The 24,329-nt window shown below is 46.2% G+C and carries 13 protein-coding genes; 3 read left to right on the top strand and 10 right to left on the bottom strand.

From position 1 onward, the window contains the following. Positions 1-97 precede the first annotated feature (97 nt). The 10 genes from QUB64_RS05655 to QUB64_RS05610 all read right to left on the bottom strand — a co-directional run bounded on the left by QUB64_RS05655 (position 98) and on the right by QUB64_RS05610 (position 21,365). Positions 98-5,497 (bottom strand): nSTAND1 domain-containing NTPase, encoded by a 5,400-nt coding sequence (locus QUB64_RS05655; RefSeq protein WP_333265725.1) that lies wholly within the window; start codon positions 5,495-5,497, stop codon positions 98-100. A gap of 35 nt (positions 5,498-5,532) precedes the next feature. Continuing rightward, positions 5,533-5,715 (bottom strand): hypothetical protein, encoded by a 183-nt coding sequence (locus QUB64_RS05650; RefSeq protein ID WP_333265722.1) that lies wholly within the window; start codon positions 5,713-5,715, stop codon positions 5,533-5,535. Between the two features lie 107 nt (positions 5,716-5,822). Next, a complete protein-coding gene (locus QUB64_RS05645) occupies positions 5,823-6,200 on the bottom strand; it encodes a hypothetical protein (RefSeq protein ID WP_333325078.1) in 378 nt (125 codons plus the stop codon). Positions 6,201-6,995: 795 nt separating this feature from the next. Next, a complete protein-coding gene (locus QUB64_RS05640; RefSeq protein ID WP_333265717.1) occupies positions 6,996-7,688 on the bottom strand; it encodes a response regulator transcription factor in 693 nt (230 codons plus the stop codon). A gap of 408 nt (positions 7,689-8,096) precedes the next feature. Beyond that, a complete protein-coding gene (map, locus tag QUB64_RS05635) occupies positions 8,097-8,924 on the bottom strand; it encodes a type I methionyl aminopeptidase (RefSeq protein ID WP_333265958.1) in 828 nt (275 codons plus the stop codon). A gap of 350 nt (positions 8,925-9,274) precedes the next feature. Then, a complete protein-coding gene (locus QUB64_RS05630) occupies positions 9,275-11,368 on the bottom strand; it encodes a hybrid sensor histidine kinase/response regulator (protein WP_333265715.1) in 2,094 nt (697 codons plus the stop codon). Between the two features lie 7 nt (positions 11,369-11,375). Further along, a complete protein-coding gene (locus QUB64_RS05625; RefSeq protein WP_333265713.1) occupies positions 11,376-12,101 on the bottom strand; it encodes a chemotaxis protein CheB in 726 nt (241 codons plus the stop codon). Next, positions 12,055-12,882: a CheR family methyltransferase gene (locus QUB64_RS05620; RefSeq protein ID WP_333265710.1), complete on the bottom strand. Its 828-nt coding sequence runs from the start codon at positions 12,880-12,882 to the stop codon at positions 12,055-12,057. Before QUB64_RS05620 ends, QUB64_RS05625 begins: the two co-directional genes overlap by 47 nt. Positions 12,883-13,066: 184 nt before the next feature. Beyond that, the gene (locus QUB64_RS05615; RefSeq protein WP_333265708.1) at positions 13,067-18,883 is read right to left on the bottom strand and encodes a HAMP domain-containing protein; all 5,817 of its coding nucleotides are present in this window, start codon (positions 18,881-18,883) and stop codon (positions 13,067-13,069) included. Between the two features lie 334 nt (positions 18,884-19,217). Then, positions 19,218-21,365, bottom strand: a complete 2,148-nt coding sequence (locus tag QUB64_RS05610) for an FAD-dependent oxidoreductase (protein ID WP_442921630.1) — start codon at positions 21,363-21,365, stop codon at positions 19,218-19,220. Between the two features lie 134 nt (positions 21,366-21,499). Here QUB64_RS05610 and QUB64_RS05605 point away from each other — a divergent pair, with 134 nt between their 5' ends. The 3 genes from QUB64_RS05605 (at position 21,500) to QUB64_RS05595 (ending at position 24,000) form a co-directional block, all read left to right on the top strand. Then, on the top strand, positions 21,500-22,012 hold the full coding sequence (locus QUB64_RS05605) for a hypothetical protein (protein ID WP_333265706.1): 513 nt from the start codon (positions 21,500-21,502) through the stop codon (positions 22,010-22,012). A 122-nt stretch (positions 22,013-22,134) separates the two neighbouring features. Then, on the top strand, positions 22,135-22,896 hold the full coding sequence (locus tag QUB64_RS05600; protein ID WP_333265704.1) for an HpcH/HpaI aldolase family protein: 762 nt from the start codon (positions 22,135-22,137) through the stop codon (positions 22,894-22,896). A 435-nt stretch (positions 22,897-23,331) separates the two neighbouring features. Beyond that, positions 23,332-24,000: a 2OG-Fe dioxygenase family protein gene (locus QUB64_RS05595; protein ID WP_333265702.1), complete on the top strand. Its 669-nt coding sequence runs from the start codon at positions 23,332-23,334 to the stop codon at positions 23,998-24,000. Positions 24,001-24,329 lie beyond the last annotated feature (329 nt).

The raw sequence follows: 24,329 nt of genomic DNA, 5'->3' as shown, positions 1-24,329 counted from the left end.
TTCGTAGTGAGGACTTCAGTCCTTCTTCCTCCCAAAAGAAAGGACTAAAGTCCTCACTACAAACCTGGTTTATTTAATTGTATTTTACAAACCTGGTTTACTTCTTCTTATTTAAAGCCTGCTTCCCAAACCCAAGACAAAGCAGCCGATCGCCCTCAGCGACATTTGGGTCATTCTGCAAATAATCCCCCAACCACTCGCAACTCCGAGCAATAATATTATTTAGCTCCAAATTCTCCACAGGTAACAGAATTACAGTCCGATCCCTGCTAGCAAAACCCAGAGTTTTGCTGTCCGAACTAAAAGTAACGCTCAACACCCGAACGCTCGATTCCAAAGTCTTCGATAGCAGCGCCTTTTTGCCGTCAAAATTCCACAGCTTAACAGTATTTCCCGTACTCGCCGCCGCAATCAACTTGCCGTCTGGGCTGAAACTCACGCTTTCCACAGTATCGCTGTGGTCGAGTTTTTCAGTTAAATTAGCCGTCTTACCATCAAAACCCCACAAATAAACTTTTTTGTCAGCACAACCAGCACCAATAGTCTTACCATCTGGACTGAAACTCACATTTCTTACACTGTCTGCGTGATCGAGAGATTGCAGCATCTTCGCCGATGTACCGTTAAATTGCCAGAGGTAAACTCTCTTTTCTCCAGCCGTTTCAGCATCATTTTGTGTTCCACTTGCCTTATTCTCAGCAGCGGTAGCCGTAGCAATGGTTTTGCCGTCAGAGCTGAAACTAACGCTAATTACTGGATTGGTGTGATCGAGTTTTGCAAGCATTGTTGCTTTAGTACCGTTCCAGCGCCAGAGGTACAATTTGCGATCGGCACTGGCGGCGGCAATTATCTTGCCATCTGGACTAAAACTGACACTTCTAACAATGCCGCTATGACGCAAAGTATCTAACAGTTTTCCGTTTAAACTCCAGATTTTCACAGTTTGGTCATCGCTGGCGGAAGCAACAGTTTTATTATCCGGCGAAAAGCTCGTCCAGGTAACAGAATCATTATGACCTGCTAAGATTTTAATTAAACTGCCATCTGGGCGCCAAAGTCTCACCGTCCTGTCACCGCTAGCAGAAGCAATTGTTTTGCCGTCCGCACTAAAACTGACTTTGTAAACCCAGTCTCCATGTCCAGATAAAATCTTATTCAACGGCGTGCTGTTTGGTTGCCAAATTTTGACCATTTTGTCCTTACTGGCGGAAGCAATTGTGCCGTCGCTGCTGAAACTTACGGCTCTCACGTCATCTTGATGTCCTCGAAAAGTGTTGAGCAAAGTGCCGCTACTACTCCAAACTTTCACCGTATCGTCGGCGCTGCCGGTGACAATTTGTTCGCCGTCGCGACTGAAACTCGCGCTGACAACTTGATCGTTGTGTCCTTTGATAGTTTTGATTTCCTCACCGTTTCGGTTCCAAATTTTGGCTGTGCTGTCGGCACTGGCTGAGACGAGTTTTTGACTGTCGGGACTGAACTTAACGCTGTAAACAATGTCAGAATGTTTGGTTAATGTTTTGGGCTTAATTTGAAATTTTTGGGTTTTACCTTTGCGATTCCAAAGTTTGATAGTTTTGTCAACACTTGCTGAAGCAATTGTTTTGCCGTCGGGGCTGAAACTGACGCCGAGCACCCAGTCTTTGTGCCCGCTTAAGGTTTGCAGCAATTTTTTCGTCTCCAGGTTCCAGATTTTGACGGTGTTGTCGTGACTCCCGGAAGCTAGGGTTTTGCCATCGGGGCTGAAGCTGACGCTGGTAACAATTTTGGTGTGGCCAGATAAGGTGGCGATCGCACTTTTGTCATTATCCACTTGCCAAATCTTAATTGTGCGATCGGCGCCACCAGTCGCGATCGTTTTCCCATCCGGGCTAAAACTAACACTCGTCACGATATCGCCGTGCTTGAAAGTCTTTAACAACTTACCTGATTTGCTGACCAATTTAACAGTTTTGTCAGCACTTGCCGAAGCAACTGAATTGCCGTCGGGACTCACACTCACATCCAAAACAAACTTGCTGTGCTGCTCAAAACGGTTGCGTTCTTGCACCCCCGAAACAGCTTGTCTGAGTCTCTCAGCAATTTTATTTTTAGTATCGACAGGTAGCGCTGTACTTTTCAGAGAATCCGTGCCGATTTTGATACTATTTGCCAACACTCCTAATTGATTTTTTTCATTAGAAAGCACCAAAGCTTCCGACGCCGAATTTAGGGCATCAGTTCGACTTTTTTCTGCTTCTTGTCGCGCACTTTCTGCTAATTTTGCTTGCTCGAATCCCATCCACGAAACACCTCCGAGTACCAGCACTCCTAGAATCGCCGCCCGCAATTGCCATCTCCGACTTTGATAAAGTTGAGCTTCCGCTTCGTGCTGTTTGTCTCTGGCTTGGCGCTGGTTATCTCTAGCTTCCGACAACAAAGCATCTCGCTCTCTATCTTTGCGAATTTGCTCAATTTCATCTCGGTTAATTTGGTTTTGCTTTCGGAGTTCCTCGAATTCGGCCTTTTTATCTAATTCCTGCTGCTGGCGGATGAAACTAACTAGATAGTCGTGAACGAGCTGATAAAGCTCTGCCGGTAGTTCCGTCCACCGAAAAAGCAAACCGGATTTTACTAACAGTTCTAAGACTAAATCTAATTTGTCAGTTGCTGCAAAAATAGCTAAATCCGAGGCTAATTCGGCGCGGGTTTTTAGGGGACGTATCTCATCTTCATCTGTCAGTAAATACAAAACTCGGCGCGCCGCTCCTTCATTTTCCGGGCCGCAATCCTTGATGACTTCTTCGAGAAAATTTGCGACTAATTTTTGTTGCGGATTGTTGCCTAGTTCCTGATATTGAGTTAAAGTTCTAATGTCCTCTTGTTGCAGTTGAGCGCCGACAAGTTGCAGCTCGATCGGGCGGACTTCTCCCAATTTTCCAGCTAAATCTTTGACTAATTCTTCGATCAGCTCCGGTTCTAAGTAAAACTGCGATCGTTCAGTTAAAGTGCGAATTACCGCTCGTGCATCGCCCCGCGAAAAATTTCCCAAATAAAACAGAATATCTTTACTGAGAATGTCCCCCAAAATATCATTGTTGATAAATTGTGTCTCATTTTTAGGTCGGGAAAATTCCAGCAAATAGTGCAGGTAATCTTCCCGTAAAGACAGGACGACTTTTAAATACTTGATTTTCAAGCATTCCCGCAAAAACTCAAAAAATATCTGTCTTTCCGCAGGCTCTTTCCACACGAAAAAGAATTCTTCAAATTGGTCAAAAATCAGAACAGTGACTAGATGTTCTGAATTTATTTGCAGCTCTTTGATGATTTTTTCGTATTCGATTGCCTGTTTTTCTACGATTACTTCTACAGGCTGTGATTGCTCAATATTATTCTCATTTCTCCCAGCAGAATCGCCGTTAAATCCATTCAGGAGATTTCCCTTGACTGCGCCTGCTACGGTCAAATCTACCGGAGATGATCCCGGTACTGCGTCGGAAATTTCCGGATCGAATATTTCAGACTTCCCAGCAGATAACTGTCTGGTCAATTCCCGCGGCCAGTTGTTGTAAACTTGTAGGACTACAGGCAAAACAGTCCGCATTTCTATTTTTTTTTTCTTGAGCGCAGGCACTAATCCCCCGGTGAGAATTGAACTTTTACCAACTCCAGACTGACCGTAAATTACTGTCAGTTTGTCGGGGGTATTGTTCATCCTATATATCAAGCGATTGAGGTCTTGTTCTCTGCCGGAAGCAGTAATTTCGTCAGCAATAGTAGCAGCGGCGGCAACAGTTTCGGCGGCGGGATTAATCGCTTCTCTGTGCGGCTGCAATTTTCCGGCTCCAATAAAAGCTCGGAACCGATACGTATGTTCTACCGCTCGATAATCTTGCTTAAGTTGAAATGCTTTGAGATATTCTCCCCGCTGAAAATAGAATCCTCGCAGCATTTCTAAAACCCGCAAATACAGTTGCGGGTTGTAGCAAGCTTCGGTTTGCGAGCGAGCCAGCTCTAAATGTGCGATCGCCTCCTCAATCTCGCCCAACTCACTCTGCGCCTCTGCCAAAATTAACAGATACAAGCCTTGATGCTGCGATTTTAGAGGCGTTCCGTGTCTCGTCACTTCAAAATTTGAGTTGAGAGAGTGTAGGGCGACTAAAGCCCATTCTTTCGCCCCTTGCCAATTCTTTTGCTCTAGGGCTACTCTCGCCAAAAAGCCGTAATCTTGAGCTAAATTAACTGTTGAGTTTTCCATATCTTCATGTAACCTCCGAGCTTTGATAGCTAAATTCCAGAGTGCATCCCAATCTTCTAAATGCTGCAATACTTCACCGAGTTGATTGATAAATATACTGACGGCATCCGGCTGTCCGGCGCGTTCGAGAACATCAATACATTGCTGAAAATAATTTTTAGCTTCCGTCCAGTAAGGACGGTTGCCACTGCGGTGTTTTTCTGCTTGAAATCGGTAGCAAAGACCGATGTGAAATAGTAGAATTCCCTCTAATACCGGTGCAGGGTGAACGGTAAATAACAAGTCGCTAAATTCTGTTTTTGGGCCGATAAATGCTACTTGATACTTCCAAAAACTGAGACTTTTTTGATACAATTCAATAGCCGCAGGGATGCGGTGACCAGCATATTCTTCTCGACCGCGAATAAATTGCAAACTGGCTTCGATAGCTGGTTCTAACCTGATGTTGCAAGTTTGCAAGTCTTGCCTAGCTGACTCTAATTCTGTCAAAGAATTGGCTCCGAGAATGGCAGAATTACTTAAACCCCAATTGCCACTTTCTAAAATCTTGGCAAAAATGCGATCGCAACTTTTGCCCAAAAAATCCACCAACTCGTCTGGGCCGAGTACAAATTCAACACTTGTCGTCCAAGTCTCGATATCTGTGACTAACCGAATCAGTTTTTTTAAGATTTTGTCTGTCACCCACAGCACCACCGGGAAGGGAAAATTATTGCGAAATTCTTCCCTGACGTAGTTGGTAGATGTCAGCACGCGATCGATCGCACTTACCGATTCCAATCCAAACACCATTAAAGCTTGAGGCTGGCTGCCGTCAAGTTCAGTTTCTATCGTGGTGTACAGAGTTTTAACAGATGTCGGGAGGACAATTTCTCGAATCTCGACACCAGACTGCTGGCGCAATTGCCGTACAGTTTGCTCTCGCATCGCACTGTAATTGCACCGCACCAAAATTAGCGAAAATTGCCCCTGAGACATTGAGAGAGTCCGGGAGAGAGTTTGCAGCGCATTTTTATTTTGCTCTGCTGCGGTGTCTTGGTGGCAGTGCGAATTAACCATAATATTTAACAATCTTGATAGAATATAGCCTTTCAAGCGAAAGATGAGGTACTTGACGGGCATAGGCCAAACCGGGCATAGGGCATAGGCCAAACCGGGCATAGGGCTATCCTCACCACGCTTGAGAACCGCTATAGATGCTTTCAGTTGACAGTTGATAGTTGTCAGTTGACAGTTGATAGAAAGAGCAATTACCAATTACCAATTACCAATTCCCAATTCCCAATTCCCAATTACCAATTCTCAATTCCCTGTTGGCCCAATGCCCAATGCCCAATGACCTGTTTGGCCGATGCCCGATGCCCAATTCCCAATTCCCAATTCCCAATGACAACTGAAGCTCTGAAACTGTCCGATTGTTTTAGCCGATCGCCCTTAAAACATACCCGAAAAAATACATACTCTGTTATTATCATAATCTCAGGAAAATCCACCGGATTTTACTGATTTTTTTTCCCCTCGGTGGCTCACATTCTCCCGAGCAAAAAAGTCGATCGCCAAAAATCCCACAAATCCGATGCAGTTATTCGCAAACGGCTGAAATATTGCATTCCCTGCTTTGCTGGCCTCTCGCCGCACTGAGATAAACTACGGGCGGCGGTTCCTCAATGACAACTTGCATATTTTCGATCGCATTTTCGATCAAAATTTTATCAATCTCCATATCTAAATTAGTAGCTGAAAAATCAGGTCGATCCCAATCTTCGCTTTCTTCAATGAGGATTGTTGTGGTTGGTGCCGCCATCTCTAAATCAAGCTCATCACCTAAATTAGAAACTTGCTTGTTTGGCTCGATTTGCTGACCGGTATCAGTAGCTAAAGCTTGAGTGTTATTGGCAATTAGTACGATCGGCAGTGCTACCATTGCACTTATCGTTTGTTGCACCTTGATTTTCCGCATAATCTCCTCCTGGTATCAACTAACTTTTGATGCTGCTATAAATTAAAACATCCGCCGCTACTTTGCTGCGGTGCTATTAATTAATAGTGGCTTGTTTTCCGACAAAATATAACCCGATATGTGACACTTCGGGGCAAGTTTGCCTGACGGAGGGTATCCGGCTAACTCTTCCCGTTTCTATTAATTACGTGAAAACTCTTAAACAATCAGGTTTTCCTGTAAGTAATTTTGGAAATGAGGGCGAGTGTCTATTTCAGGCTGAAAACGACGAAAAGCGCGATCGCACCCCCGTGTTACCAGCAAACAGATTTCCTTTTAGCACATCCACCGAACCTTTGTCAATACTTATAGCTGGATAGTTATCGCCTTTCTCAAAAAGATGAGGTATGACTGACAGCTTATATAACTACTAGACTAAGGAGGCTCAAGCCCAACAACATACCTGATCTTTCTGATCGGCGCTATATAGCGGTTCTCAAAAACATGAGGATAGCCCTATGCCCGGTTTGGCCTATGCCCGGTTTGGCCTATGCCCTATGCCCATAGCCCTATGCCCGACATACCTCACCTTTTTGAGAAAGGCTATATCATTTTTTGCATATAGCAAGCGCCACATGGGGCGCGGACATAAATAACCTCATGAATAAAGCCGATACGTGTTGAGCATAAATGGTTTGATTCCCGTACCATCAAGCGGTCAACTGTCAACTGTCCACTGCTATAATTCTCGCTACCAGGAAGAGCCTGGTAACGCAGAGCGACGAGGAAGAGCCACCAGCAAAATCGAGGCGGTTTCTACTTAGTCAAGCCGTGTTCGAGCGCGTAGCGAACCAACTCAGTACGGCTGTTAGTACCAGTCTTGCTAAACAAACGGCTGACGTACTTTTCCACATTGCGCACGCTAGTTTCCAAACGGCGGGCAATTTCCTTATTCATCAAACCTTGAGCAACCAAATCCAAAACACTTTGCTCTCGCGGAGTCAAATCAATTTTAACCGGGGAAGCACTTTGGACGATCGCACTCCGCCCGCTTAACAAAGACTCAATTCTCGCCATTTGGCTGGCCAAAGCAGCAATATCAGGACTTTCAGCATTGCCGCCCGTCTCCTTAGCCGCCGCGCGGCGGGCCAGCAAATTCGTGACAATTGCCACTAACTCGTCGGGATCGAAGGGTTTAGAAAGATAAGCATCGCAGCCTGCTTGATAGCCTTGAATGCGATCGCCCGTCATCCCCTTAGCCGTCAAAAACACCACCGGCAAAGCCTTATAGCGAGGATCTTCCCGCACTTGCTTGAGAAACTGATAGCCGTCCACCTGCGGCATCATAATATCTGAAATCACCAAATCAGGATTCATCTGCTGCAAAAGTTCCCAGCCATCCCGAGCATTACTGGCAACCTCAACCGAAAAATCGCTATCTTCCAAATAAGCTTGTACCGCTTCCCGCAAGCCCGGTTCATCATCTACCAATAATAATCGTGCTGACATATTCGTTACCCTTACGTTTTACCACTATTATCTTTTAATTTAGCCAAATTTAAGTATTCTTGTCACTCCATCTATAGAAGCAACTCAAAAAAATGTGGTTAAACTCAAGAGTTTTGAGTTTTGTTTTGAGCAAATAGACAAGATTACAAAATAGTTAGGACTGGTTATAATATCATGTCCGATCGATTAGGATAACAAAAACGGTTCGTAGTGCGGACTTTAGTCCGCTCTCCGGCTGCGGACTAAAGTCCGCACTACGAACGAATATTATTGCAGTTAATCGAGCCGAAATGAACTCATATCCCATCCCACAACAATCATTTTTTCTGGTGGGGTGGGCTTCTAGCCCGCACCTAAATTTGATGAAAAGGACTTTTACAATCTTGTCTATTCTTGAATCAATCCGACTTAAACTTTTGAACGATCGGTCAAAATTTCATAACCAGTTTCCGTCACCAATACAGTATGCTCGAACTGAGCAGACATAGCATTGTCAACCGTTACAGCAGTCCACTTGTCAGCAAGCGTCCGAGTGTACTTAGAACCCGCATTCAAAATCGGTTCGATCGCCAATGTCATACCCGATCGCAATTTCACGTTAGGCATTTCGCGGGTGCGGAAATTGAAAACCGACGGTTCCTCGTGCAAATTGCGCCCGACACCGTGGCCTGTAAACTCCTCAACAATGCTAAAACCGTTGCTTTTGACGTGATCTTCGATCGCACCAGCGAGATCGAGCAAATAAGCTCCTGCCTTGACTTGTTCGATACCTTTATAGAGAGCTTCTTCTGCAACTCTAATTAATTTTGCCGATTCCGGTGTCACTTCCACAACTGCGATCGTGATGCAAGAATCGCCGTGAAAACCTTGATAATATGCTCCCGTATCTACTTTGAGAACATCTCCGGCCCGAATTACTTTTTTAGGGCTGGGGATGCCGTGAACTACTTCGTTATTAATGCTAGAGCAAATCGAACCAGTGAAACCGTGATAACCTTTAAAACTTGGAGTTGCACCCATTTCACGGATGCGTCTTTCGGCATAAACATCCAAATCAGCAGTAGTCATTCCCGGTTTCACAAGTTGAGAAATTTCTTTCAGAACCGTGGCGACAATTTTCGCTGCTTGCCGCATAATTTCGATTTCGCGTTCCGACTTAATTTCAATGCCTCGACGCTGTTTTGTGACTTGGGGTTGTTTGGTTGGCCCAGAAAGCAGACTGGTAAAAATATTCATGTATTGAATGTCAGGTAATTTTGTAATTTGAGGGCGGTTGAAGCCAAAAACGGCAAATATCGGGTTTTTTGGGGAAAAACGGGTGTGTTGTTCCGAGCTGTCGATCGCTTGTCCTTTAGTTAGCTTAATATTTTTCTTGGGAATCGGCACGGGAGAGGGGAGGGGGAGAGGGGGAGAGGGGGAGAGGGGGAGAGGGGGAGAGAGAGGGGGAGAGGATTGTTGATATGCGATCGCAAAATATAATTTAAATTCTGTACAACTGACCAAATCCCGCTTAAATATGGCTTCGAGATCGATCGCCCCCGCAGCCAGACGAAAGTTTGATATCAAATCTCAAATCGACTGACTCGCTAAGCGGTTTCCACCGCTGAGTCCCTTCGAGCCTCCGGGCTCTCACCTCCTAAGTTGATTGATTCTAGAGCTTTTAGCCTCACCGGATTTCTGAGCATTCCTGCGAGGTTGGCAATTCCTGCAATTAACTGAGCTACCTCAACAGGCTTAGATAAGTGCATCTGGAAACCAGCTTCCAGGGCTTGTCGGCGATCGGACTCTCTGACGTAAGCCGTCAGGGCGATCGCAGGCATCTTTCCACCGCGGTGCACTTCCATTTCTCTCACCCGCGCGATCAACTCATAGCCGTCTGCTTCCGGCATTCCAATGTCGCTCAGCAGCACATCCGGCCAAGAACTCTCCAGTGCAGCTAGAGCCCCGGCCACCGATGACGCCGATCGCACCACAGCACCTTCCTGTTCCAGTAAAGCAATCAAAAACTCTCGCGTGTCATCGTCATCATCCACCACCAGCAATTGCAAATTAGCAAGACTTGGGAGAGCCTCTTTCGCGTCATTGAGTTGAGAGTAATCATCAACAGCACCTTGCCCGTTATCCTCAGCAACTGGCAGAGAAACCGTAAATTTCGCACCCTTGTCCGTGTTATTCTCTGCGCGCACCTTACCGCCGTGCTGTTCCACCAAGTGACGGACGATCGCCAATCCCAGTCCCAAACCCCCGTAAGATCTAGTTGTAGTGCTATCAGCTTGGCGGAAGCGATCGAAAACATAAGGCAGAAAATCAGGATCGATACCAATCCCGCTATCAATTATCTGAATTTGGATCTCATCGCCCACTAACTCCAACCGCACCTCTACTTTACCCTCTTCGTCCGTAAACTTAATCGCATTTGAAAGCAAATTCCAGACAACTTGCTGCAAGCGATCGATATCGCCTACAACTCTACCGACATTTGGGCTGCATTCCCATTTTATAACAATTGATTTTGCCTCGGCCAGCGGTCGCAGAGAATCAATTGCCATCTCAATCACATATTCCAACTGAATCGGATGCAGATTTAAACTTAGTTTTCCGCGCAGAATCCGCGAAACATCTAAAATATCTTCAATAAGTTGCGCTTGAGATTTAGCATTGCGCTCAATTGTTTCGAGGGCTTTATCAATAGTTTTTTGGTCAAACTTCTTGCTCATAAGCAGCCTAGACCAGCCGAGAATGGCATTTAAAGGAGTACGGAGTTCGTGGGAGAGAATAGCTAGAAATTCATCCTTCATCTGGTTAGCTCTCTCAGCTTCTTGCCGCGCCACCTGTTCGCGGATTAGTCGGCCGCGTTCTGACTCTGCTTGCTTGCGCTCTGTGACATCTCTAACCGTGCCGACGTGACCGATCAGTTTTCCCAAATCCGAAAACATTGGCGACGACTGCACGTTAATCCAACGCACAGTTTCGTCGTTATAAACTAATCGAAACTCGTTAGAATATTCCTGACCTTCTTTAATCCAAGTTAACCAATCTGCTACTACGCGATCCCGATCTTCTGGATGAACCCACCGCTGCCAAGCTGACACCAAACTTTCCTCCAAAATGAACCCGCAAATCGCTTGACAGCGGGGATTCATGTAAGTACAGCGACCTTCAACGTCAGCTAAGTAAATTCCCAGCGGCGAACAAGCACACAAAGTGCGAAACCGCTCTTCACTTTTACTGAGTTCATTATTAACAGCAGCTAACTGTGTTGCTTGCCGCTTCACCTCGACTGTTTTTTGGAACAATTCCACAAAAACCGCCACCTTCGATGTCAATATGGACGGTTCCAACGGTTTGAAGAGATAATCCACCGCACCCAGAGAATAACCTTTAAACACGTGAGTGTCATTACTGCTGAATGCAGTGATAAAAATAATCGGAGTCGATCGCGATCGATCTCTAGAGCGAATCATTGTTGCTGTCTCAAATCCATCCATTCCCGGCATCTGCACGTCCAGCAAAATTACCGCAAAATCTTCATTAAGCAGACATCTCAGAGCCTCCGCGCCCGAATTTGCTTTGACTAAATTGTAATACGGCTTGTTCAAAATAGCTTCCAGAGCCACCAAATTTTCTGGGCGATCGTCAACCAGAAGGACATTTACTCGATCGGAGTGCTGCACGTTCATAAATTTTTTATTTTTTAATTGTTAGCAAATTAACTAAACACGGAGCGATTTTAGAGAGTGGTAAAATCCAGTCTACTTCAACATTTGCGATCGCCGATGCAGGCATTGTCCGGCAGAGAGCAGAATCCGGTTCCTCCACAAAAGTCAATCCACCCTTAGATTGAATTTTTGCTAGCCCTGCACTGCCATCAGAACTAGCTCCTGTTAAAATTATGCCGATAACTTTCTCTCCAAAAGCATCAGCAGCAGACTCAAACAGCACATCGATAGAGGGCCGCGCGTGACAGACAGGAGCCTCAGTTGATAGTGCAAATGTAGGATAAAGGCGATTGCGGATTGGGGATTTGGAATTGTCGATCAGCTCCCCTGTCGCGCTCCCCCATCCTGTAAAGTAGTTTTCATCAACGCTAAAGTTCCCCTCCCAGGGCGATTCTATTAGCAAGTGATAGTCAGCAGGAGCCAGGTAAACCCGTCCCGGGGCGATCGGCTCTTTGTCCTGGGCCTCTGTGATTGGGAGAGAGCTTTGCTGTTGCAAAAAATCAGTAAGGCTGTGGCCAGAACTCTTGTGGCGGTGTTGGACAACAACCACAGGCAAAGGAAAGCTTGGTGGCAAATCTGCCAGCAGGACTGTCAGAGCCTCTAGCCCTCCCAAAGAGGTGCCAACAACCACGATTTCAAAATCTTTTTTATTTAATTCTTCGGTAGAGTTTCTCGCTTCTTTCAATAGGCTCATAGTGTTTTTCATAAGGTGTAAAACTCAGAGACTCTTGATGTCCTAATCCTAACACGCCAAACATTCCCAAGCTCTCATAAAAAAGCTTGTGTACCCGCTCTTGGAGCTGTGAGTTGAAATAAATCATCACATTCCGGCACAAAATCACATTAAATTCATTAAAAGAAGTATCCGTGGCTAGGTTGTGGTGAGAAAAAACAATGTTATCTTTAAGCGAAGATCCAAAAATAGCATTTTCATAGGCAGCAGTATAATACTCAGAAAAAGCTTTTTTGCCCCCCGCTTGGTGGTAGAGCTGCGTATACTCTTGCATTTGTTTCACCGAAAAAATGCCCGATTTGGCTTTTTTCAAAACAAGTTCATTCATATCAGTAGCGTAAATCCGACAGCGGTCATAAAGCCCTTCTTCTTGCAGCAAGATTGCCATAGAATAGACTTCTTCTCCCGTCGAACATCCAGCGTGCCAAATCCGAATAAAAGGATAAGTACGCAGCAACGGCACCACTTTATTTCTGAAGCTAATATAAAAGCTAGGATCGCGAAACATCGTGGTTACATTCACAGAAATATCCAGCAATAAACGGTCTAGGTAAGCCGGATTGTGAAGTACCTTTTCCTGAAGTCCAGAGACAGTGGTGAGCCGTTCCGAGCGAATAGTGTTCCAAATGCGGCGCTTGAGAGACGCGAGAGCATAATTCCGAAAATCAAATCCGTAATGGCGAAATATCCCCTCTAACAGGAGGTTAATTTCGAGTGTTTCAAGTTCATGGGTTTCGCGCATTAGTAATTAGTAATTAGTAATTGGTAATCGGTCAGATCGGTTCGTAGTGCGGACTTCAGTCCGCAGCATTTTGCGGACTGAAGTCCGCACTACGAACGTATCTTACTGAGGTTAATCCATCGCACACGATATCATTGCTCCTTCTTCCTTCTTCCTTCTTCCTTCTTCCTTCTTCCTTCTTAGATTATCGATAAAGCCAAACACGCAACAGCGAGAGCAACTGTTCAGTATCAACAGGTTTAGTAATGTAGTCAGACGCCCCAGCTTCGATACATTTTTCCCGATCGCCCTTCATAGCTTTCGCAGTCAGAGCAATCATGGGTAGCGCAGCGAATTGAGGCATATTGCGAATTGCTTGCATTGTTTCGTAACCGTCCATCTCCGGCATCATCACATCCATCAACACAATATTTATGTCAGGCGTATTTTGCAATTGAGCAATACCCTCTCTGCCATTTTCAGCAAACACAATTTGCATTTGATGGCGCTCCAGCATACTCGTGAGAGCGAAAATATTCCGCATATCGTCGTCAACAATCAACACTTTTTTACCCGCGAGCGTCGAATCAGTTTGATACAATTGCTCCAGCATTTGGCGCTTCGGTTCCGGCAAATTTGCTTGGACTCTGTGCAAAAACAAAGCAGTTTCATCTAACAAACGTTCAGGCGATCGCACATCTTTAACAATAATGGTTTCCGCCATGCGCTTGAGTTGAGTTTCTTCGGCCCTCGTCAACTCTTTGCCCGTATAAATAATAATCGGCAGACTTTTCAAAGCAGGCTGTTGTTTGATCTGCTCGATTAGTTCAAAACCCGTCATATCTGGCAGTCCCAAATCGAGTACGATGCAGTCAAAATGCCCTGACATCAAAGTTTCTAACGCCTCTGCACCACTACCCACAGCCGTCGTTGAAACATCGTGATTGCCGATTAAATCCACAATACTCAGACGCTGCGTGTCGTCATCTTCCACGACTAGCAAATTCTTCACGGGCCGCTCCACAAAACCCTTAATATTAGTCAAAGCTTGGCTCAAGGCGTCGCGACTGACAGGCTTTTGCAGGTAGGCGATCGCCCCTAACTGCAAACTGCGCTGCCGCCCGTCTTCGACTGATACAATGTGAACCGGGATGTGGCGCGTACTTGGATCGTGTTTCAGGCGATCGAGCACTGTCCAGCCATCCATCACAGGCAAATTTAGATCCAGCATAATCGCAGCGGGCTTGAACTCTCGCGCCATCGCCAAACCGACATCGCTCCGCAAAGCAACCAAACCTTTAAAACCCTGTTCCTGCGCCATATCCAACAGAATCCGAGCGAAGTTGACATCATCTTCGATAATCAACAGGATGCGATCGCCACTTTCAATATTTTCCCGGTCATCAGAGATTGAAGGTGAAGGGTAAGGCGCGATCGGCAAATGGAAATTCGGCGCCGCAACAGCAGCAGAAATAGCAGGTGGCAATTGAGCCGTCTGCTGGCCCCTTCCCGCTTTTTCATCCTTGATTGTTCGCGATTCTTGGTAAGTTTGCGGCAGATAAAGCGTAAACTTACTACCCTCACCAGGGCGACTCGCCAACTTAATTTCTCCCCCTAACAGATTAGCGATTTCTCTACTAATAGACAAACCCAAACCAGTGCCCCCGTATTTGCGGCTAGTGCTACCATCAGCTTGTTGGAAAGCCTCAAAAATCACCCGGTGTTTTTCAGCAGAAATCCCAATTCCCGTATCGCTCACCGAGAAAGCCAAAACAGTAGCAGAACTCGTTAAAGTTTCAATCTCTAAACTCCACCCTTCCCGCGCTACTTCCACACGCAACTTCACCTCACCCCGCTCCGTAAACTTAAACGCATTAGAGAGGAGATTCTTCAAAACTTGTTGCAGCCGTTTAGCATCAGTATAGATACCTTTTGGCAACCCAGCCTCCAGCTCAATTTGAAAACTCAACTTCTTATCCTGAGCGATTTGGCGGAAAGTTCGATCCAAATGCTCTCGCAAGTCCCCAAACAAAACTTGCTCAATTTCCACCGACATCGTGCCCGACTCAATCTTAGCCAGATCCAAGATGTCATTAATCAGCCCTAACAAATCATTTCCCGCCGAGTAAATAGTGCGCGTGTAGTCAACTTGCTTAGAAGTCAAATTCCCTTCAGCATTATCAGAAAGCAATCGAGCCAAAATCAACAGCGAATTCAGCGGAGTTCGCAACTCGTGAGACATATTTGCCAGAAACTCCGACTTATACTTAGAAGTGAGAGCCAACTGTTCGGCTCTTTCTTCCAGCAACCCCCTCGCCTGTTCGATATCTCGGTTTTTCCGCTCAACTTCCTTATTTTGCAGCGCCAGCAATTCCGCTTGTTCCTCTAATTCTTCATTCGTTTGTTGCAACTCTTCCTGCTGGCTCTTCAACAGTTCCTCAGATGCGCGGAGCGACTGCGCTTGTTGTTCGAGACGCTTGTTAGTTTGCGTTAATTCCTTTTGCTGAGTTTGCAACTCTTCTGCCAAAGACTGCGACTGTTTCAGCAACTCTTCAGTCCGCATACTCGCAGCAATTGTATTTAAAACAATGGCGATACTTTCTGTAAGTTGGTCGAGAAATGTCAAGTGTATTTCGCTGAAGCGGCGGAACGAAGCTAACTCAATTACTGCCGTCACTTGTCCCTCAAACAGTACGGGTAAAACTACGACATTCAGCGGCGTAGATTCTCCCAGTCCCGAGCTAATTTTCACGTAGTTTTCCGGCACTTCAGTCAACAGTATTCGTTCCTTTTCCAGGGCGCACTGTCCGACCAAACCTTCGCCCAAATTGAATCTATTTCCCAGATGCTTGCGTTCGCGGTAGGCGTAGGTACTTAACAGTTTGAGAAACGGATCGTGTTCGACAGCTTCCATCATAAAGAACACGCCGTGCTGAGCCGAAACCAGCGGCGTCAACTCTGATAAAATTAATTTAGAAACTGTTTCTAAATCCCGCTGACCTTGTAGCATTCGAGTGAACTTAGCGAGGTTTGTTTTCAGCCAATCTTGCTCAGTATTCTTCTGAGTCGTCTCCCGGAGATTGGCAATCATCTGGTTAATATTATCTTTGACAATGGCAACTTCTCCTTCAGCAGCGACGGAAATCGACCTCGTTAAATCGCCTTTGGTAACAGCAATTGCCACTTCGGCGATCGCCCGCACCTGAGTAGTAAGATTAGCCGCCAATTCATTCACATTGTCCGTCAAATCTCGCCACGTTCCCGCCGCACCCGGAACCTTCGCCTGACCGCCCAATTTCCCTTCAATTCCCACTTCCCGCGCCACAGTAGTAACTTGATCGGCAAACGTCGCCAGCGTATCGATCATCTCGTTAATCGTATCAGCCAGAGTCGCAATTTCTCCCTTAGCTTCCAGAATCAACTTGCGCTTCACATCGCCATTCGCCACCGCCGTCACCACCTTAGCAATACCCCGCACTTGCGCCGTCAAATTCCCCGCCATCGAGTTAACATTGTCAGTTAAATCTTTCCAAGTTCCCGCAACTCCTTTCACCTCAGCTTGACCGCCCAATTTCCCCTCTGTTCCCACCTCCCGCGCCACCCGCGTCACCTCAGAAGCAAAGGAATTAAGCTGATCCACCATCACGTTAATAGTATCTTTCAACTCCAGAATTTCGCCTTTGACATCAACGGTAATTTTCTTCGACAAATCCCCATTTGCCACCGCCTTCGTCACTTCCGCAATATTCCGCACCTGCGCCGTCAAATTCCCCGCCATCAAGTTAACATTATCTGTTAAATCTTTCCAAGTTCCCCCGACACCCCGCACGTAAGCTTGCACGCCTAATTTACCTTCCGTTCCCACTTCTCTAGCAACTCTAGTTACTTCCGATGCAAAGGAGCTCAACTGATCCACCATGATGTTAATCGTGTTTTTCAGTTCGAGAATTTCGCCTTTGACATCGACAGTAATTTTCTTAGATAAATCGCCATTTGCTACAGCGGTTGTCACTTCGGCAATGTTGCGGACTTGTGCTGTTAAATTACCGGCCATCGAGTTAACTGAATCCGTTAAATCTTTCCAAGTTCCTGCAACTCCTCTGACTTCAGCTTGCACGCCTAATTTGCCTTCATTTCCCACTTCCCGCGCCACCCTAGTTACTTCCGAGGCGAAGGAATTCAACTGGTCAACCATCGTGTTGACAGTGTTTTTCAACTCCAGAATTTCACCTTTAACATCTACAGTAATTTTCTTAGATAAATCGCCATTTGCCACAGCAGTTGTCACAGCCGCAATATTCCGCACTTGCGCCGTCAAACTGCCAGCCATAAAGTTAACTGAATCTGTTAAATCCTTCCAGGTTCCTGCTACGCCTCGGACATCCGCTTGACCGCCGAGTTTACCTTCCGAACCCACTTCCCTCGCCACCCGCGTTACTTCCGATGCGAAGGAATTAAGTTGATCGACCATCACGTTAATGGTGTTTTTTAGTTCTAAAATTTCGCCTTTAACCTGTACGGTAATTTTCTTAGATAAATCACCGTTAGCCACAGCAGTAGTTACCTCAGCAATGTTGCGGACTTGTGCTGTTAAATTCCCGGCCATCGAGTTAACTGAATCGGTTAAATCTTTCCAGGTTCCTGCAACTCCCTGCACTTCTGCTTGTACGCCTAATTTGCCTTCGGTTCCCACTTCCCGCGCTACTCTGGTTACTTCCGAGGCGAAAGAATTTAACTGGTCAACCATCGTGTTGACCGTATTTTTTAGTTCGAGAATTTCACCTTTAACATCGACAGTAATTTTCTTAGATAAATCGCCCTTAGCCACAGCGGTTGTCACTTCGGCAATGTTGCGGACTTGTGCTGTCAAACTGCCGGCCATAAAGTTAACGCTATCTGTTAAATCCTTCCAAGTTCCGCCAACTCCTTTTACTTCTGCTTGACCGCCGAGTTTGCCTTCGGAACCTACTTCTCTCGCCACCCGCGTTACTTCTGATGCGAAGGAATTTAACTGATCTACCATGATGTTAATCGTGTTTTTCAGTTCCTGAATTTCGCCTTTAACATCTACAGTAATTTTTTTAGATAAGTCGCCATTTGCCACAGCGGTTGTCACTTCCGCAATGTTCCGCACCTGTGCTGTTAAATTACCGGCCATTGAGTTAACTGAATCCGTTAAATCTTTCCAAGTTCCTGCCACTCCCCGCACTTCTGCTTGCACGCCTAATTTACCTTCGGTTCCTACTTCTCTCGCCACCCGCGTTACTTCTGATGCGAAGGAACTCAACTGATCCACCATGATGTTAATCGTGTTTTTCAGTTCGAGAATTTCGCCTTTGACATCGACAGTAATTTTTTTAGATAAGTCACCATTTGCTACAGCGGTTGTCACGTCGGCAATGTTGCGGACTTGTGCTGTTAAATTACCGGCCATCGAGTTAACTGAATCCGTTAAATCTTTCCAGGTTCCTGCTACTCCTCTGACTTCAGCTTGCACGCCTAATTTGCCTTCGGTTCCTACTTCTCTAGCCACCCGCGTTACTTCCGAGGCAAAGGAGCTCAACTGGTCTACCATAGTGTTGACAATTTGGGCAGTTTGAAGAAATTCTCCTTTCAGGGGTCTGTCTTCTATTTCTAAGGCGATGCTTTGCGATAAATCTCCTTTTGCTACGGCCCGAATTACTCTGGCGGTTTCGGAGGTTGGTTGTACTAAATCTGTAATTAGGGTATTGACAGAATTGACGCTAGCTGCCCAGGAACCCTCAACGTTGCCGATGGTGGCGCGCTGGGTGATTTTGCCTTCTTTACCGACAACTGTACCGATGCGATCGAGTTCGGCGGCCATTCTCTGATTGAGCTCGATAATGTCGTTAAGTTCGTCAGCAATTTTCCCGGCTAGACCGGTCTGGTCTATGGGCATCCTGACTGAAAAGTCCCCTTTTTTGACAGCTACTAAGGTTCTGAGTAGCTGTTTGGCATAAAGTTTGCTTGAACTTTCTTGTGTTCTCTGTGCAGTTGACATGACCGTTATCTTTGGCGATTGGGAAGGGTTTTGGTAGCGATCGCCATTGATGGTGCAAAACATCTGGTTTGCAGTGCGGGTTCGCGCGGCAGCAACCTTAGCTTTAATCAGTTTTTGGGGATCGTACTGCTATTATTTGACTAAAGTAGTGACTGATTGCTTCTGTCAAAAGGTAGATGGGAAATTGCTGTCTGTAAGGTTAGTCATGTCCGTACTACGAACCGGCAATAAATAAGGTTCGTAGTGCGGACTTCAGTCCGCAGAATAAGAGCGGACTGAAGTCCGCACTACGAACGAACGGTTTTTGTTATAGTAATCGACTTACCAAGTCCGATTACTTCCAATTTTGCCAAGAGTTATTGAAAATAGAAGTACCCGGAAAGGCGATCGGATTTTTATTTTGCTGCAATCGCAACTGTAGCGCCTCCAAATTGGGCTCGCGGGACGGCAATTCGTCCACCAATTCATAGGGTAAAATCCCCTTTTCTAGGGAAAAAGCAGCCGTAACACCCGCCGCAGCACCCGCAGACCATTCAAAAGAATGTACTCGATAAGCAGCCGCTGCCGTGTGGCTGACGGCGATACTTTTACCCGCAACTAACATATTGTCAATCCTCTGAGGAATCATTGCCCGCAGCGGAATTTGGAACGGATAAGCTTGGCCTTGACCTTTGCGAGTTCCTTCCCGTTCGGTATTTCCCGGCGCTTCCGGCGGGCTGTTGGTCATGCAGGGGTGAAAGTCGATCGCGTAATGACCGATACCCACACTATCAGGATAAATCGTGGCGCGCGATCGCGATTTTGTCTCCTCAACAGTCTGACTTCCCACCGCCAAAGCCGGCGCGTTCAAACCTCCCAAAGCCAGCCACAAATTCCGATACTCTTGTTCCGACAAATTCTGGCGGTAAAAATCAGTCTTAAAATCATTCCGAGACATATCAACTTCCCACACCGTAAAACCTTGGGGCTGAGTCAAAGTCGGCCTCCCAATAATCCGCCGGCCCTCCCGCATATAAGGATATTTAGAAAGTCCGTGAACCGTCCCCATCGGCGAATCCAAACCGCTCAAAAAACGATTGTTGGGATAAGGCTTTTTCACTCCATTACCTAATTGCGAGTCAGTAGTTCCTGCTACCAACCAGTAGAAAAATCCCTTAGCATTTTCTTCACCGCGACGTAAAGTTTCCGCACGCAAACCGCCCATCCAGCCGCCCGGTTGCAGTTGACCGTTAGCCTCCAACTGTGCGCGAGAATAAATCAAATTATCCTGGGAGGAACCCGGACGGTAGTCATTCCCCCACGTCCAGTTTTGCATGGAAATATCCCCTGGATAAATCGGGAATTGTTTCGGATCGGCAGGGCGCGGCTCGTCGGGTCTCATGCTCCTAATTTGGCGGTAGCTGAAAACTAGCGGAAAGCTCGCCAATCTCGCCAATTCGTAACTGTAGTAAGGAGCGTATTGTTGATAGAAAGACGGCTGTTGATTCTGCTGTGGCTCCTTCGTTGCCTCCATCGCAAAAGTGTAGGTAAAACCTTGAGTGCAGTAAGCGTCGCCGGTGGGGCTGGCTGAGGAAGGTTCGAGAGGGGAACGCGGGTCAATTCCGAGGCGGTAGGGAACATCGGTAAGTCCGATTAATTCGCCTGTTTCAGTCGCATCTACCACGAACCAATCAGCACCCCCCCTAGCCCCCCCTTGTAAAGGGGGGGAACTTGTGGAATTCCCCCCTCTTCTGGGGTTAGGGAGGGTCCCAGATGCTTTAGGAGTAAACCGAATAATAGTTTTGTTAAATCGCGCCGAATTTTCGTAGCGATAGGCGTCTTCGATAGTTTGAGACAGAGTTTCGGTGTTGATTGGCGGGGTGTTGGGGGCTGGTTTGTGTTGAATGGCGATCGCACTTTTAATTTGTTGGCCCCCTACCGCATTCCCCGCCGAGGCCGGAGTAATTGCTAGTTCTTTAATCACCGTATTGGGAAACCATTTCAGCTTCCCATTGCCTGTTTCGGCCGCATCTTGCAAGATGTCAGATAGAATTTTGTGGCCGTTGTAGGGCATGAAACACGAATAGCTAACCCAACAGCCGCCGGGATTTAGTCTCCCGTAATGTTCCTTGATGCGCCGCCGCAGTTCTAGGTAGCCGCGCGGGTAAAATAAGAGCGATCGCTGAGTCTCTCTTTCGTCTAGTGCGGAGGTTCCTTGAGAGGAAATTTGACCGCCCAGCCAGTCAGTAATTTCCGTGATGCAAACCGTGCGCCCTGCGAGCAAACCTTCGTAGGCGGTAGCAGCACCTGCGAGCCCGCCGCCTGCTACGAGAATGTCGCAAGTTTCCTCTTTGTCTGGATTGCGAGGAAGCGCAGCCAAGGCTGGGCTAATAGCCGAGAGGGAGGCAATCAGGCTGAGGGTGAAGGTGACGAGCGATCGACCTTTGAGCAAAAATAGATACCGTCGCAGTTGCATGGGAGATTGTGGAATTAATTTAGACATAAGTGAACAACACTCATCGCATCCAAATGTTTATTTTGCAGTATACTGGTATTTCGCGGTACTGTCAGGGCAAACTTGTTTTATATAAGAGGCATTAATACCATCAATAACTAGAAAAAAGCAGGATAAACATTATGTTCAAAATAGTCAAATTTTTCAAGTCATTGATTCCTTTTGAGAGTTTAACAATTACGACAAGTTTAACTTTTTCGGAGGTTTTGCACAGGTTGGACGAAGTTGTCACTCCTCCCAAACTTTTTAGAATAACTCTACCCTTCGGCCCGCCACCTGCCAAACCTTATGAAGGAACAATCTCTGGCAATACCTTCAAAATCAATCGCATCATCATCGGCCGCAATTCATTTTTCCCAATAATCAAAGGAGATATCCATTCTCAACCGTTTGGTTGTTCCATCAAAATCAGGATGAATTTACATAAAATAGTGCTAGCATTTATGATTCTTTGGCTGTGGACAACTGGCAGTATTGGAATGTTTTCTTTATTTGCTTGGTACGTCGAACCATCCGTGGGAGCAATATTTTTACCTATCCTCGCAATGTTTATTTTCGGCTGGCTTTTGTGCTTGATTCCCTTTAAAATCGAAGCAAAAGCAGCTACAAAATTTTTGTCAATCCTCTTAACATAAAGATCAGACGGCGGTTGAAACAGCGTCTATACAAAACCTGCCTCCGCAGGTTGAAGAGTGTAAGATTAAAAACAATTTAGGTTCATCGCCATTAATTCACGGTAAAAAAAAACTCTAAATTTATGCGTCAAAACGAACTCAAACAAAAAATAAAACAAGGCGAAACAGTCCTCGGCTTATTCATGAACTGCGCCTATCCCGCATTCATCGAAATCTGCGGTCACGCTGGATTTGATTTCGCCGTCATCGACATGGAACACGGCCCCTTACATCCACTTGCTGCTGAAGATTTGTGCCGCGCCGCCGACTGCGCTGGAATTGCACCCATCGTCCGCGTCCGCAAAAATGACGGGCCGCAAATTCAACGAGCTCTCGACATCGGCAGCGCAGGCGTTCAAGTACCGCAAATAGAAAGCAAAATCGATGCCGAAATCGCTGTAAAAAGCGCTAAATACAGTCCTCTGGGCGCGCGCGGCCTTTCCTTCGCTACGCGGGCGGGACTTTATACCGCCGCAGGTACAAATATCACGGACAAACTTAACGAAGAATCATTGGTTGTGGTTCATGTCGAAGGTAAAGGCGGCATCGACAATCTCGCAGAAATTGTGACTGTCCCTCATATTGATGTGATTTTTCTGGGGCCTTACGATTTGTCACAGTCGATCGGCATTCCGGGCCAAGTTCGCGATCGGCGAGTCATCGACATGATGCAGGAAGCAGTGCAAACCATCCGCAAAGCAGGGAAAGCAGCCGGTACTTTTGCCGAAAACCCCGAAATCGCCAAGCAGTGGATTGATGTTGGCGTTCAATACGTTGCACTTGGGGCCGATGTTGCCGTCTTCCTGCGGGCCTGTCAGTCGCTGGTGAAATCCGTGCGGAGTTAAGCAGAAGGAAGTTCGGCAGCGGATTCGGTAGCGGATGTAACGTATGTAACGGATGTTAGCCGTATTTGTAGGGTGTGTCGCTCCCGTCATCCCTAAATTTAACCGACTGTTTCGAGAGAGCGACGCACCTGACACATCGGGTAGAACAAACAACCTTTCGTAACACTCTTGCCCAACAATTGTTTTGTTGCACTATTTTGGAAAACTGGTATTACTAAGTAAATCCACTTAATTAAACATCAAATAGCGCTCGGTAAAAAGCTTGCTGTGTAAGTCTTCTTCCATCGGACTTCTTCCCTGTTCCTTCTTTACGATATCTTTGCAAATTTTGTAGTGTCTTTTACCACCAGTCCAAAAAACGTGAGCTAGACTTGAAGTATAAACCTTCTTAAGGCAAAACTTAGGAAGGGAGCAAGGCTTAACGGAGAATACTCTATGAAAACCGTATTAGAATCCATTCATGTGGACTATGCTTTCATGTTTACTTTTAAAAAAGTAAACTCGATCAAGCTGGAAGGTTTCAAGCCATTTTTCAACGATATGCCAGTCGATCCTTATATTAAAGGCAAGTATCGTTCCAGAAGATTGTCGCGGTTTGTCGTCAACGGCAATGACTTAGTTAAGTTACCTCACGGCTATTTGTTTCAAAGTAAAGAGTACAATCCGGTGGTGGGCGATATCCGGCGGGAATTTGCCGAATTGGACGATCGGCTAATTGCGCTCGATAACTTCAAACAACTGATTTTTGCTTTCTTCGATTCATGCAAAATTCACCCAGAAGCCGAAATCGGAGTGCATCAAATCAGGACAAGTTGTTCCCCCAAAAATTTCGGCAACCCCGCACCGGAAGGCATTCACCAAGACGGTACTGATTTTATCGGGATTTTCTCGGTCGATCGCACTAATATTGTCGGCGGGGAAACGCATTTGTATTTGGCGAAAAAAGAGAAGCCCGTGTTTAATAAAATTCTGCATCCGGGAGAATTGCTGCTAGTCAATGACCACGAATTTTTCCACTTTACTACGCCGATTAAACCGGAAGTGGAAGGAGTGGGAACCAGAGATGTCTTTGTGATCACTTCTCCGAGTTTGCTTACTGATTGAGCAAGTTAAAAATTGCGCGTCTTTCGTTCGTAGTGAGGACTTTAGTCCTTCTAAATCCGAAGACTAAAGTCCGCACCCTCAAACCGGTTCGTAGTGAGGACTTCAGTCCTTCTAAATCCGAGGACTAAAGTCCGCACCCTCAAACCTGTTCGTAGTGAGGACTTCAGTCCTTCTAAATCCGAGGACTAAAGTCCGCACGCTCAAACCGGTTCGTAGTGAGGACTTCAGTCCTTCTAAATCCGAGGACTAAAGTCCGCACGCTCAAACCGGTTCGTAGTGAGGACTTCAGTCCTTCTAAATCCGAGGACTAAAGTCCGCACGCTCAAACC

The sequence above is a fragment of the Microcoleus sp. Aus8_D2 genome (genome assembly GCF_036702665.1).
Taxonomy (GTDB): domain Bacteria; phylum Cyanobacteriota; class Cyanobacteriia; order Cyanobacteriales; family Microcoleaceae; genus Microcoleus.
This window is presented reverse-complemented; position numbering and strand designations above follow the sequence as displayed.

Bases quoted from the DNA above. Each gene is read 5' to 3' on its own strand.
- QUB64_RS05650 (WP_333265722.1), bottom strand. From the start codon at position 5,715: ATGATAATAACAGAGTATGTATTTTTTCGGGTATGTTTTAAGGGCGAT.
- QUB64_RS05645 (WP_333325078.1), bottom strand. From the start codon at position 6,200: ATGCGGAAAATCAAGGTGCAACAAACGATAAGTGCAATGGTAGCACTG.
- QUB64_RS05640 (WP_333265717.1), bottom strand. From the start codon at position 7,688: ATGTCAGCACGATTATTATTGGTAGATGATGAACCGGGCTTGCGGGAA.
- map (WP_333265958.1), bottom strand. From the start codon at position 8,924: ATGAATATTTTTACCAGTCTGCTTTCTGGGCCAACCAAACAACCCCAA.
- QUB64_RS05630 (WP_333265715.1), bottom strand. From the start codon at position 11,368: ATGAACGTGCAGCACTCCGATCGAGTAAATGTCCTTCTGGTTGACGAT.
- QUB64_RS05625 (WP_333265713.1), bottom strand. From the start codon at position 12,101: ATGAGCCTATTGAAAGAAGCGAGAAACTCTACCGAAGAATTAAATAAA.
- QUB64_RS05620 (WP_333265710.1), bottom strand. From the start codon at position 12,882: ATGCGCGAAACCCATGAACTTGAAACACTCGAAATTAACCTCCTGTTA.
- QUB64_RS05615 (WP_333265708.1), bottom strand. From the start codon at position 18,883: ATGTCAACTGCACAGAGAACACAAGAAAGTTCAAGCAAACTTTATGCC.
- QUB64_RS05610 (WP_442921630.1), bottom strand. From the start codon at position 21,365: ATGTCTAAATTAATTCCACAATCTCCCATGCAACTGCGACGGTATCTA.
- QUB64_RS05605 (WP_333265706.1), top strand. From the start codon at position 21,500: ATGTTCAAAATAGTCAAATTTTTCAAGTCATTGATTCCTTTTGAGAGT.
- QUB64_RS05600 (WP_333265704.1), top strand. From the start codon at position 22,135: ATGCGTCAAAACGAACTCAAACAAAAAATAAAACAAGGCGAAACAGTC.
- QUB64_RS05595 (WP_333265702.1), top strand. From the start codon at position 23,332: ATGAAAACCGTATTAGAATCCATTCATGTGGACTATGCTTTCATGTTT.